This is a genomic window from Thalassotalea crassostreae, assembly GCF_001831495.1.
GTDB lineage: Bacteria > Pseudomonadota > Gammaproteobacteria > Enterobacterales > Alteromonadaceae > Thalassotalea_A > Thalassotalea_A crassostreae.
Window position 1 is genome coordinate 2,512,885 of sequence record NZ_CP017689.1, and the last position, 13,474, is coordinate 2,526,358.

Consider the following 13,474-nt stretch of genomic DNA (forward strand, 5'->3'; position numbering starts at 1 on the left):
AACTTAGAAATAATAAGCCATGCCTAAGGTTGCTACGGCATCGAGTGCCCACTCTTCATCATTATCAAGCTGGTGATGTAAGTGACCTCGTAAATCAAAGCGCATTGAAAATTTATCGTCAAGCATCACACGGTAACCAGCGCCGCCAACAATCGTTTTAAACTCACTACCATTTTCAAGTTCGGTATAACCACCACCGCCAACAAAAAACAGTGACGTGTTAAAACGGTAATCACTTGAAACAAATAACTGACTGTGAAAGTTATAACCCAGAACACCGTCTAAATATTTCACTTCAGGCTCATGCCCTGTTACAGAATACGAAGCTTCGGCAAAAAAGTTTTCCGTTAAGTGATAGGCTAAACGTGCACCAAATACGCCATGGGTTGTACCGCCATCTAAATTAGCTGCACCACCAAAGATACCGATTTCCCAATCCGCAGAATGAATGTCTACGTTTGTTGATTGAGTTTCAATAATTGGTTCAATCAAATCTGATTGCTCTGCCATTGCTGTACCACAAGCCATTAAACCGACCAGTAAACAAGCTTTTGCCGTTACATTTTTCACGTTTTTGCTCCTACAAATCACCACCTTGGTGATCTTTTTATTCTTATTAGTTAAACCTGCGTTGCGCCGGCTATTTATTAATTTGTTATTCTTTAAATCGTTCTCGCCTTAGCCAGAACAATACAATTCGACTTCTTGAACCCAATCCAACTTCTTGAACCCAATCCAACTTCCTGAACCTTATTCGACTTCCTGAACCCAATTCGACTTCCTGAACCTAGTTCGACTTCCTGGACCTAATTCGACTTCCTGAACCTAATTCGACTTCCTGAACCTAATTCGACTTCCTGAACCTAATTCGACTTCCTGAACCTAATTCGACTTCCTGAACCTAATTCGACTTCCTGAACCCAGTTCGACTTCCTGAACCCAATTCGATTTCCTGAACTAGTTTCAGGATCTTTTGAATTCAATTACGTTCTCAGGATTTACTTAAACTTTTCTAATATGCCTTTAATACCACCGGAGGTAATAACAACGGCGTTACCTTGACTATCAACGGTCTTCGCCATATTGGCATCACTTACCCAACCACCAGTACCATCAGCACTGATCACTTTAAAGTAACCTGTACGGCGACCAACAACGGTGATCCACTCACCTTTTTCGGCAACATAAAATTTAGGGTAGTCGCTACTTGGACCTGAATGCATATCGACATAGGGGGCAGCAACTTGCACTTTGATTTGTTCTGCGGCATGTAGCGGTGCTAACGTTAAAAACATAGCGATGCCAGCTACAATTGATTTGAAAAACTGCATTGGTTCAATCCCTTTATATAAATTATTATATTTTTTATTATCTTATTTTTACTTTTTCTGCATTTTTAATGCGAAATTCTATCGACACTTTTCATCTAAGCGTTAGTTAACACTGCTTAAATATTCGTTAACTGCATTGCTTTTAACTTTATTTCTAACAACGCATTTAACTATTTTTTTACTATGTATTTATTAACCGCTTTCTAATATAAGAGCCATGCCTAAATAACAAAAACGTTAGTGTTAACCTAATATTTACATTAATGAATGAATCTAACAGCTTTAAACTAAATAAAAAAGCAAAAATAGCGAATAAAATAGCATTTATGCAAAAAAACAGCGAATGCACTTAAGGCAGCATAAATCCGCGAATAATAACGGCTAACAACACGCTAAATCTTTTCGCCACCACTCACAATACGCCAAACTTACTCGCCATTTATTTCACCTTTTATTGGATTACCCCCGATCTGTTTTATAATAATTCTCGAGTTACAAATTGTTAACCTTATTAACAATTAACATCTATTTAATATTTGGGCGTCGACCTATACTAACCACAGTAAAAAATACAGATAAACCTTACAACCAAATAAGATTCCTCAATATCATATTAAAGGATTGATAAATATCATGAAAAAATTAATTACTGCATTAACATTGACCCTAACAGCGGCTATAGCAGCACCGGCAATGGCAGAGCAAGAACCAAATATTTACGTTGGCGCAAACATTTCTCATGGTTACTTTAATGAAGACAGTAAAGATGAAATTGATTTCTCTAACGCAATCGTACGTTTTGGTTATCAATTTGATGAACACATCGCAACGGAGCTTCGTGTTGGTCAATCACTGTCTGAAACAGATTATGACGGCTATTCTCAAGAGCTTGATGGTTTATATGGTGGTTACTTAAAATTAGGTCACAAAATGAGCGATAAGTTTTCTGTTTATATGCTTGCCGGTGTTTCTAATGTTGAAATCACGACCACAACTGATGGCGGCGGTTCATACACACAAGACACAACCAGTGCCAGTTTCGGTTCAGGTATAGAATACACAATCACTGATAACTTAAGCATTAACACTGAGGTGATGGCTTACTCAATCAGCGACGCTAAGTTCGGCACATTTGGTTTCGGCGCAACGTACGCGTTCTAAACTAAGATAAAAATTCAAATACAAATTCGAACAAAGCAAAAAACACACAAGCCCACTGATAGCAATATCAGTGGGCTTTTTAATGCCACAACTCACCACAATAAAACTCAAAAGATACACTGTCGACTCCCTGAATTTATTTCAGGGTCTCAGGAAAAAACAAAACCAATGCAGAACTCAAAAGATCCAAACTCGACTCCCTGAATTTATTTCAGGGTCTCAGGAAAGAACAAAACCAATGTAGAACTCATAAGATCCAAACTCGACTCCCTGAATTTATTTCAGGGTCTCAGGAACAAAAAAAACAATGTAGAACTCAAAAGATCCAAACTCGACTCCCTGAATTTATTTCAGGGTCTCAGGAACAAAAAAAAACAATGTAGAACTCATAAGATACTGAACCAAGTTCAGCAAATCGACGGGTGAAGCCTTAGTTAGACTCCCTAACCACACTAATCTCCATAACTACACTCGACTCCCTGAATTTATTTCAGGGTCTCAGGAAAAAACAAAACCAATGCAGAACTCAAAAGATCCAAACTCGACTCCCTGAATTTATTTCAGGGTCTCAGGAACAAAAAAAAACAATGTAGAACTCATAAGATACTGAACCAAGTTCAGCAAATCGACGGGAGAGGCCAAACTAACAACTAACAACTAACAACTAACAACTAACGTCAAAACTACAATTCCTTAGCCTTCAAAATTTCAATAAGCAATCACTAAAAATAATGCTATCATTAAAATATTGACCATAAACTATTAAAAATAAAACAAAAAAGGAATTTTCCATCCAATGAAAACACGATTAATTTTCGCTACTGCATTAATGCCAATAGCGGCTTTATTAAGCTTTAGTTCAACGGCGTTAGCTAATGATGAATATGGAACATTTCAACCTAATCAAGCATATTATATGGGCGCAGAATTTGGTTTAGCTGTTCATAATGAAGAATCTTTTGAAAACCTTAGCCCATCTGCGATGGTCGCACGCCTAGGTTACAACCATTCTAGTTCGCTAAGTTTTGAGCTTCGCTATGGCGGCTCATTACAAGAGGATGATTTAACTTACTTTGAGCGTGAACTAGATTCATTAATGGGTATTTACGCTGTTTACAGTTTTGAATTGAACAAGAAATGGAATGTATACGGCTTAGCTGGATACAGTGACATTGAAGTTACCTCTATCTTTGCCAATCGAAAAGTTACCGATTCTGATTCTGGTCCATCATTTGGCGCGGGTGTTGAATTTAAAGTTAATAAACGCGCCCGCTGGGTATTTGGCGGGACAGGTTATGTCTTTAACGATCTAAATTATGGTACATTAAACGCTGGATTTAGAGTGAGCTTTTAATACTCCCTCTTAAGGTGTCGACTCCCTGAATCCATAGTCGACTCTCAATACTCAACTCCCTGAAAACACTCGACTCCGCATATTTGACTCCCTGAAAACACTCGACTCCGCATATTTGACTCCCTGAAAACAAATTCGACTCCACATATTTGACTCCCTGAAAACACATTCGACTCCCTGAATTTATTTCAGGGTCTCAGGAAAGAACAAAGCATATATAACTCAAAAAGATACTGAACCAAGTTCAGTAAATCGAAGGGGTTAGCCAGCAAATCGACCCGGCCATATTCGCCTCGCTGAATCCATAGTCGACTCTCAATACTCAACTCCTTGAAAACACATTCGACTCCCTGAATTTATTTCAGGGTCTCAGGAAAGAATAAAACCAAGTTAGCACTCAAAAAGATACTGAAACAAGTTCAGCAAATCGAAGAGTAAGTTCAGCAAATCGGCATGGGTTCCTTAATATACATATCTACAAAAACACAAAAGCCTGGCATTACCAGGCTTCATTTGAACTATCATTCCTGCGAATGCGAGAATCTAACTAATCCTTCCCCTGCAAATACACCCAGTCACAAATATCATCACTTGGATTAAACGCAGTTGGCGCATTTAATAATATATCGCGAATAGTTTCGTGCTCAAACGCAGAACATGCTTTATCTAAATCATCAATCATTATCGACAATTCTTGCCACGGCAGAAACACCTCAGACGCGGTCATAATACGTTCATTACCCGTTAGTTCAACATCATCACCAATAAGTAATTCTTCATAAAGCTTTTCACCAGGTCGCAATCCTGTTTCAACAATTTCGATATCGCCTTCTGGGTTACCTTCATGCTTTAAATGTAAGCCCGATAAATGAATAAGCTTGTACGCCAAATCAAAAATCTTAACCGGTTTCCCCATATCTAATACAAATACATCACCGCCCATGCCCATTGCGCCGGCTTGGATCACCAATTGTGACGCTTCAGGTATGGTCATAAAGTAACGAGTAATGTCTTTATGAGTTAGCGTTATTGGTCCGCCCTTAGCTATCTGCCCTTTAAACAAAGGTATAACTGAACCCGATGAGCCTAATACGTTACCAAAGCGCACCATACAAAAACGCGTATTATGATCTTCTTTCTCCGCTAAGGCTTGTAAACAAAGCTCTGCCATACGCTTTGTTGTGCCCATTACATTAGTAGGTCTTACCGCTTTATCGGTAGAAATTAATACAAAGGTTTCTACTTTTGCATCAATTGCCGCTTGTGCGCAGTGCAAGGTACCAAAGATATTATTACGAACACCTTCAATGACATTGTGTTCCACAAGAGGCACGTGCTTATATGCCGCCGCATGATAAACCGTTTGCACATGAAACTTACTCATCAATTGAGTCATGCGATTACGTTTTTCAACCGAGCCTAAAAATGGATACAAGGTAATATCTAATTCTTGATTTTGAACTATACCTTCCAGTTCACGATGAATTGAATACAAGGCAAACTCACTCATTTCAAACAACAATAGAGATTTTGGTTGTTGTTCAATAATCTGGCGACATAACTCAGAGCCGATAGAGCCACCGGCGCCAGTCACCATAACCACTTTGCCTTTAATATCGGCGTGCATTAAATCAATATTTGGCGGTACTTGGTCACGGCCAAGTAAATCTTCAATTGATACTTCAACAAAGTCATCAATTTTCGCTTTACCAGACACTAAATCTGCCATACCAGGTATCGCCAATACTTCTAATTTGGTCTGCTCTAATTTATTTAATATCCGAGCACGTTCACTTTTAGTTGCCGATGGCATAGCGAGTAAAATTCGGTCTACCTTATACTTTTCAATTGCATGCTGCAGATTGGCATTGTCATATACTCTTAGGCCATTAATCGACAAGCCTTTAAGCAACTTATCATCGTCAACAAAAACTACCGGATCGTATTCATTGCCGTTTCTAAGTGCTGTTACTAATTGAATACCTGAAGAGCCTGCGCCGTATATAAGTACCCGAACCTGATTAGATTGAGTGCTTCTGTTGGCCCAGCTGCGCACTAAAAATCGTGGAGTACCAATACAAATTAATAAGAAAGCTCCATAAATAATTGGAATAGAACGAGGAATATTAACTTCAGATACCAGTGAGCCTATAGCGACAAAGGCAGAAGAGATAAAGACAGAAAACGCGACAGCGGCAATAGCGCGAGAATTTAAATAACGAATCACAGCGCGATATAAACCAAGTTGAATATTGGCAATAATCGATACAAAAATAACAATCGCTAATAGATGCCAGTAACCCACATTAAAAATATCTGCTTCATGATCTTGGCGCAAAAACATTGCCAGCCAAAACGACACAATAATAAAGGTGACATCAAAGACAACGCTAATTAAACGTTTGAGAGGACGGGATAATTGAAAAATGCCATTCACGTGGATACTACTGCCTTGTATAGATCACATGAAGGTTCACATTGAAAAAGTGATTCCTTCAAATAACCAAAAATCTTAATTAATTTCTCGAATAATAAAAATTAGTACTTTAATTCGTAAAGGCATATTAACAAAAGAGTTTGTTTATAGAAACAAAATTATAAAGGGTGACTCTATTAGGAAGATATATTAACCCAATACATATTGCTTTGCTCCAAACCTAATAAACCCTACTCTTAACTTCTAATTCTTTCTGTATTTTGTATTTACATATCTGTGTTCTTGGTAGTTTTGACCAAATACATTAAAAAGCCAATCGATGAAGAATCAGCTTTCTTGACTTTATAGCGGATTATATAAAAGGAAAACTAATTTTCGTCATTCCCTTTTAACTCGTCATTCCCACGAAAGTGGGAATCTTCTATATTCAAATCCCTAACTATTCTTCACATACCAAGGCATCGCCAGCCCGAGCCCATCACCAACGGTATATAACGGCGCATAACCTAACTTACTTTCAGCCTTTGAAATATCTGCCTGTGAATGGCGTACATCCCCTGCTCTGAAATCTCGATAAATAGGCGCTTTATCAAAGTCTACGCCATTATTTTTAAGCGCACTGCCAATGCCATTAAATAATTCATTTAATGTGGTTCTGTCTCCTACAGCGACGTTATACACTTCGTTTTTTGCTTCATCACTCGCCACAGCTGCCAATATATTTATTTGCACGGTATTGTCGATATAACAAAAGTCACGGGAGGTTTCGCCGTCACCATTAATGTAGATATCGTCATTACTTATTATTGCCGCAGTCCATTTAGGAATAACCGCCGCGTATGCGCCGTTTGGGTCTTGGCGTTTACCGAACACATTAAAGTATCGTAGTCCAATACAATTAAAGTTATAGGTCTTGGCAAAGACATCAGCGTAAAGCTCGTTTACGTATTTCGTTACTGCATAAGGAGAAAGCGGTTTACCAATATTCTCTTCAACTTTAGGAAGTGCTGGATGATCGCCATAAGTAGAGCTTGATGCGGCATAAGTAAAACTTTTTACGCCTTCATCACGCGCAGCCACTAGCATATTTAAAAAGCCGGTAATGTTGGCCGCATTAGTGGTAATTGGATCTTCGATTGAGCGCGGCACTGAGCCTAACGCAGCTTGATGCAATACGTAATCAACACCACTTACTGCTGCTTTACAATCATCAAGGTTTCGAATATCCCCTTTTATAAAACGAAAACGCTGCCAGTGTTTATCACCGACAGCGCCTTTAACTTCATCTAAGTTTTTTTGATATCCTGTTGCAAAGTTATCTAAACCAACAACGTTTTGTCCTAAGCTAAGGAGATTCTCTAATAAATTAGAACCAATAAAACCTGCTACACCTGTTACTAACCATGTCTTAGGTGAATCAACAAGTTGTTGTTTCACTAATTCAAATTTACTTAAACTCATTTAAATATTACTACCTATAATCATTACTTCGACATTCCTTTATCAACGTCCTGACACCAACTCGACTCTCTGACACCAACTCGACTCCCTGACTCCAACTCGACTCCCTGACTCCAACTCGACTCCCTGAATTTATTTCAGGGTCTCATTCATAATAAACAGATACTGAAACAAGTTCAGTAAATCAAATAGGAAAGATTAAACTAGTCGCCCAGACTCCAACGGAATGCCTGACACCAATCCGACTCCCTAACACTAACTCGACTCCCTGACTCCAACTCGACTCCCTGAATTTATTTCAGGGTCTCATTCATAAAAAGCAGATACTGAAACAAGTTCAGCAAATCGATAAAGAAGCACCAAACCTAACCAGCAACTAAAGCCTCAAATCAACATCATCTTTATCAAGAATGTATTTTAAATCATAAACAAAATGATCTGCTTTCGCCCATTTTCTAATCGCATCAATACCAAGCTCTTTAAACTGATTATGGGCAACGGTTAATATTATTGCGTCATAATGGTCGGTTTTAGGCTCATCAACTAATTCAATATCATAAAGTGCTTTTGACGCGTCTTTATCACACCATGGGTCAACCACATCTACGTTCATATTGTAGTCTTTTAGCTCATTGACAATATCAACGACTTTGGTATTTCGCAGATCTGGACAATTCTCTTTAAACGTAAGGCCCATCACTAAGATGTTCGCATGCTCAACATGAATGTTTTGTTGCATCATCTTTTTAACTAACTGGCTAACGACGTACTCTCCCATATCATCGTTGATATGACGACCGGCTAATATCATTTTAGGGTGGTAACCAATATCTTCGGCTTTTTGCGTTAAATAATACGGGTCAACACCAATACAATGACCGCCAACTAAGCCCGGACGAAATGGTAAAAAGTTCCATTTTGTGCCTGCAGCTTCCAATACTTCTAAAGTGTCTATATCGAGCTTATTAAAAATAATGGCAAGCTCATTTATTAAAGCAATGTTGACATCTCGCTGGGTGTTTTCAATGACTTTTGCCGCTTCTGCCACCCGTATACATGAGGCTTTATGAGTACCAGCAGTAATTATGCTCGCATACACCGCATCAATTTCATCAGCAATTTCTGGCGTTGAACCTGAGGTAACTTTTAAGATTTTGGTAATGGAGTGTTCTTTATCACCAGGATTAATTCGCTCTGGTGAATAACCGGCGTAAAAATCTTGGTTAAACTTTAAGCCCGACACTTGTTCAAGCACTGGAACACAATCATCTTCAGTCGCGCCTGGATAAACAGTGGACTCAAAAACAATGATATCGCCTTTACTGATGACCTTACCGAGCATTTTACTGGCACTAATAAGCGGTGTTAAGTCGGGCTGTTTATGAACATCGATAGGCGTTGGCACGGTAACAATATAAAAGTTACATGAGGCCAAATCTTCAACATTAGAGGTAAACGAAAGTTGCGTGGCTTTTGATAACTGCACAGACGATACTTCCAAGGTATTATCAACACCAGAGCTTAACTCATCGATACGCTCTTGTTTAATATCAAAGCCAATGGTTGAATACTTATAAGAAAATTCTACTGCCAGCGGTAAACCAACATACCCTAATCCAATTACTGCTATTTTTTTTGTTTTAAAGTCCATGTTTTTACGTATTGTTTTTATTAGATTAATTCAGTATAGCCAGTGTTATTAAAAAGGGGAATAGGTTTGGCTAATTAGCAAAAATTAATATGAGTAATCCACATGCATTGTCCTAGTTTATATTCTAATTTTGACATATTGAAGCGAGCTTAAACTTAGGGCAACAAACGGTCCCAATACGCTCAACTGCTAGTTAAAACGTCACAGCCCTTTATTTACCTAGCATTCAAGAAAGTTCGATAGACAGTTGCTAGTCACATTTTTTCCAGCCTTTGATGCCATATTGTCTGCCACCATGTTGCAACATGCAACAAACCCCTTGCTAAACCTTTAAAAAACCAATCAAAATATGCCACTAATTAAACGAATTATTCGTGACATTTTATTTGAGTTTATCGCAAAAAGTGACTGTCAGTGTGTTGTAAAGTGCAGCCAATTTTACTTTGATAGTTATTTAAATAGTTGCTCAGTGAGTGAATAAAAAGAACTCACTTGATCATAATTTATTCTTAAAACTTCATCAAATCTGGGAAATTTTTCTGTTTCAAACATCTTGAAATTCGCAAAAGCTATATAGTCTTGATTCACTACCATTTCATCAATAACGCTATTAATTTCTGCACACCATTGTGCTCGCTTATTCATAAGGTATGGCGCGTTTAGGTTTAACAAGTCGATCATATACCGTGCTTTCATTGAATCGGTATCTGACAGAGTTGATTTGGGTATGATTTCACCACTCGTTTCCAGGTATTCAAAGTAATCTCGAACATTATTCGAAACTGGATTTAAGAATTTAACTTGATCGAAATTGCTCTGTTTATATTGTCCGCCAAAACTCTGATTACTCGCAAATTGAGTTAGATCCTCAGAATCCAGTGCGTTTAAAACTAAGTTTTGATAATCAAAGGTTTGCAATGGATACGCGCTTTTAGGCTTCATATGTTCAATGTGACCACCTTTAATACTTTGGTGTTCAACTCTAAAATCTTGAATATTCAATTCCGTATAAGCACATAATCCATACTGTTCCATTGCGAGTCTTTTATAGACATTATCTGAGTTAAATCGTCCCCATCGCGAACTTGCTTCATGACTATTTTGAGGTGGAACAGGTTGATTTGCTCGATTTAAATCATTTAGAGGAAAGGTAGGCAGTTTACTGATTTTTCGCATTTGCTAAGAATTCCTTTCTACGAATTGCTCTGTCAGCCATTAACAGATCATTATGCTGTTTCCCTAAAAGGTTTTCTAATTGATTTCTGAGATTTTTAGCATCAGTAGATCCTGAAAGTCCTTGATTCACAAGTTTCATATAATCTTCAAACAATGTCACTTGTGTTAACTGTGGCCTTCTTTTCACGCTCAATACGCGTTCTAAAATATCCGCACTCGACTCAGCGAATGTTGTACCTAAAGGCTTCACCGCAGTTCCGACACCTAGCTCATTCTCCAAAATCCGAATGTTCCCACGCTTTACAGTCGATAACACTTGCGGACTATGCGTTGTTACTATGAATTGTATATTAGGAAACGCCTCTTTTAAGTTTAATAACACCGTCTGTTGCCATCTTGCATGTAAATGCATATCAACTTCATCGATAAGGACTATACCAGGAGTGCCAGTCACTGCTTTATCAATTAGATGCGGATTCAACCTAACTGCTCGGTACGCGATATCTGCTATCATACCGATCATATTTCGTACCCCATCACTCAATGATGATACAGGGACATCACCATCGTCTATATGCGTTGCAACAATCTGATGCTGATTAGCACTATAACGTATATGTCCCCAACCTGAAGGTTCAAGAACAGTATCAATCGCTCTTTGAACAGCTTTTATCAAGCGGCCATGGATCGTTTCACCTTTTACATAAGCATCCTCAAAACCTAAATGCTCAATTAATTTCATTCTATGTTCATAATCGCTAATAGTTTCCTGTCGTAACCAATTACTAAATGCGTTGTAAGTACTTGATGGATTCAAACAGTTTAGGTAACCGTCTAGTCGACTCCCCTCTTTTAACGTTTTCGTAGCCTTGCTTGACAGTTTTAAAACATTCCACAATCGGCCTGTTCCATAATAACTGACTAAAGGCAATATAACTGGTTCGTTATCTTGAACTTGTTTTTGAAGAGTTGCAGCTAAATTTTTAAGCTCTCTAACTTGAGTTGTTTTGCCCTTCAGTGTATTTCTTCTACGAGTCCAATCTGTGCAAGGTAAATATTCAGACTCGAAGGATGATGCCGATATTTCAACCGGAAATTGATGCTCCATTGCATATTTCTGAAATGCATCACTAAAACCATCAGAAAAACCACCTGATAATTTTGCTAAATGGATATCTTTCGTTTCAATACCCTTATCTTTTCCTGGCCCAAAGCCACCTACAAATTGTCCTAATGAAACTGCCAAGGCATCAAGCACAGTAGATTTACCATGACCATTTTGACCAACTAGTACATTCAAGTCAGGCTCTAAATCGCACTCAAACGATTTAAACCCTCGATAATTTTTAAATGCTAAATGACTTATTTTCATATTGATAAACTTTATAATGATTTGTTTTACTTTACTATTTCTATGCAATTATCACAATTAAGAATCGATTTTAGTTCTTGTAAAATTTACGGTTGTCGAATAATCGATAAGTAATACTGTAAAAACTTATCCTTGAATAACATTTAATTATGAGTTACTCCTCATTGAAATAAAAGCTCCAACCAAAACCATAAGCTTTTTTCCGATAACCATAACCCGTAGAACAAGGCTTTCTTAAACAAACAGCCCCAATCGATGACACACAATTTGTATTCTTTGCGAGCCCCTGCTCCACCAACCATCTCGCTGCAGCATGCTGACTAGCGAAAGTCTTTAACACTTCACCCGTTTCTAAATCCAACATACTTACGGCTTTGCTCGTTTTCGCCGCAGCAGCCTTTGCACGCTTTTGCGCGTTTTGCTTTGCTTGTTCAGGATTATTTTTGTTCCATGCTTTAAGGGAAGCTTTTCGTTTAGCTTTTACTTCAGGGCTCATTCTAGATTCGATAAGCTTTTGTTGCCATGCGACATGCTCTTCTGGATTTTCGCTTCGCCATTTATCCAAGCTGGCCTTTCGCTTATTCTGAACTTCTGGAGACTTTATTGCTTCCAAGTTTTTTAATCGCGACTTAGTATAATCTTCCGGATTATTGTTTTTCCAGTTAGCGATTCGATCTCTCGACATGTCTCGATAAAAATCATCATTCATCGTTTCTTTAATTTTTTTATTGCGCGCTCTCAATTCCGCCGTGTCGCCTGACTGAAATGCTTTTATAGATGCTTCTAACATTGGCTTGAATTGCTCTGGGTGTTTAAGCATATATTCACGTTTTTTAACACTCGATTCAGCTTTTGAGGAACGTTTATTATTGATACCTCCACCGCCTGCGATAAGATTAAGGCACTTTTCATCCATCAGTAACTCGTGATCTACTATAGATGCTTCAAGTCGCTCTGTTTCTAACGCCGTATTGCACGCCGCTATAAAATAACGAACAAAGTCATGTTTATGCTTTTTATATTTATGGCGAAATCTTAACCCTGAGCCTTGATAACGATTTAACTGTTTCCATGTTGGCCGATTTGATTTGCCAATATAGTACTCACCCGTTGACCAGTTGACTTGAATATAAATAACTCGATAGTACCCATCTATGTCGCTCGATTGCCTTACAACTTCACTAGGCGATAAAATATTAAACCATCTTTTTTTTATCTTGATCCGCTCTTTCTTAAACCCCAAATATGGCATATGTAACTCAGATGAATTTCTATCGGATAACATATCTAAGGCATTCAGATTAAATAAAGGGTAATTCTCTTCAATCGATATTTGTTCATTAATCTTTATTATCAAGCCCATAAAAACGCCTTTTTAGTGTACTTATTTGTATTTCACCTATCCTATCTTTAAATTATTTTCGCATCCACAAGTAAATATAAACCTTACAAAACAGAAACTTACAACAACCCCTCAGAAAAAACCTTTTTATTTTAAATTAATTTCACCAAAAAGCGCACAAAAGCTAAA

10 protein-coding genes are annotated in these 13,474 nt (G+C 37.9%); 2 read left to right on the plus strand and 8 right to left on the minus strand.

The window, feature by feature from the left end:
- Positions 1-3: 3 nt before the first annotated feature.
- On the minus strand, positions 4-570 hold the full coding sequence (locus LT090_RS10800; RefSeq protein ID WP_068546685.1) for a porin family protein: 567 nt from the start codon (positions 568-570) through the stop codon (positions 4-6).
- 428 nt (positions 571-998) lie between these two features.
- On the minus strand, positions 999-1,331 hold the full coding sequence (locus LT090_RS10805) for an SH3 domain-containing protein (RefSeq protein WP_068546684.1): 333 nt from the start codon (positions 1,329-1,331) through the stop codon (positions 999-1,001).
- A 633-nt stretch (positions 1,332-1,964) separates the two neighbouring features.
- Here LT090_RS10805 and LT090_RS10810 point away from each other — a divergent pair.
- Together LT090_RS10810 and LT090_RS10815 are read left to right on the plus strand one after the other, a co-directional pair.
- On the plus strand, positions 1,965-2,492 hold the full coding sequence (locus LT090_RS10810; RefSeq protein WP_068546683.1) for an outer membrane beta-barrel protein: 528 nt from the start codon (positions 1,965-1,967) through the stop codon (positions 2,490-2,492).
- A gap of 796 nt (positions 2,493-3,288) precedes the next feature.
- Positions 3,289-3,846, plus strand: coding sequence for a porin family protein (locus LT090_RS10815; RefSeq protein ID WP_068546682.1), 558 nt, complete (start codon positions 3,289-3,291; stop codon positions 3,844-3,846).
- A gap of 547 nt (positions 3,847-4,393) precedes the next feature.
- Here the strand turns inward: LT090_RS10815 and LT090_RS10820 are convergent.
- The 6 genes from LT090_RS10820 to LT090_RS10845 form a co-directional block, all read right to left on the minus strand.
- The gene (locus LT090_RS10820) at positions 4,394-6,283 is read right to left on the minus strand and encodes a polysaccharide biosynthesis protein (RefSeq protein WP_226996469.1); all 1,890 of its coding nucleotides are present in this window, start codon (positions 6,281-6,283) and stop codon (positions 4,394-4,396) included.
- Between the two features lie 435 nt (positions 6,284-6,718).
- Positions 6,719-7,744 (minus strand): NAD-dependent epimerase/dehydratase family protein, encoded by a 1,026-nt coding sequence (locus tag LT090_RS10825; RefSeq protein WP_068546680.1) that lies wholly within the window; start codon positions 7,742-7,744, stop codon positions 6,719-6,721.
- A 376-nt stretch (positions 7,745-8,120) separates the two neighbouring features.
- On the minus strand, positions 8,121-9,395 hold the full coding sequence (gene tviB, locus LT090_RS10830; protein ID WP_068546679.1) for a Vi polysaccharide biosynthesis UDP-N-acetylglucosamine C-6 dehydrogenase TviB: 1,275 nt from the start codon (positions 9,393-9,395) through the stop codon (positions 8,121-8,123).
- A gap of 450 nt (positions 9,396-9,845) precedes the next feature.
- Positions 9,846-10,571, minus strand: a complete 726-nt coding sequence (locus LT090_RS10835; protein WP_068546678.1) for a retron system putative HNH endonuclease — start codon at positions 10,569-10,571, stop codon at positions 9,846-9,848.
- Complete coding sequence (locus tag LT090_RS10840; RefSeq protein ID WP_068546677.1) at positions 10,555-11,943, minus strand: AAA family ATPase; 1,389 nt, start codon at positions 11,941-11,943, stop codon at positions 10,555-10,557. The genes LT090_RS10835 and LT090_RS10840 overlap by 17 nt, the downstream gene beginning before the upstream one ends.
- A gap of 154 nt (positions 11,944-12,097) precedes the next feature.
- Complete coding sequence (locus LT090_RS10845) at positions 12,098-13,306, minus strand: GIY-YIG nuclease family protein (RefSeq protein WP_068546676.1); 1,209 nt, start codon at positions 13,304-13,306, stop codon at positions 12,098-12,100.
- Positions 13,307-13,474 lie beyond the last annotated feature (168 nt).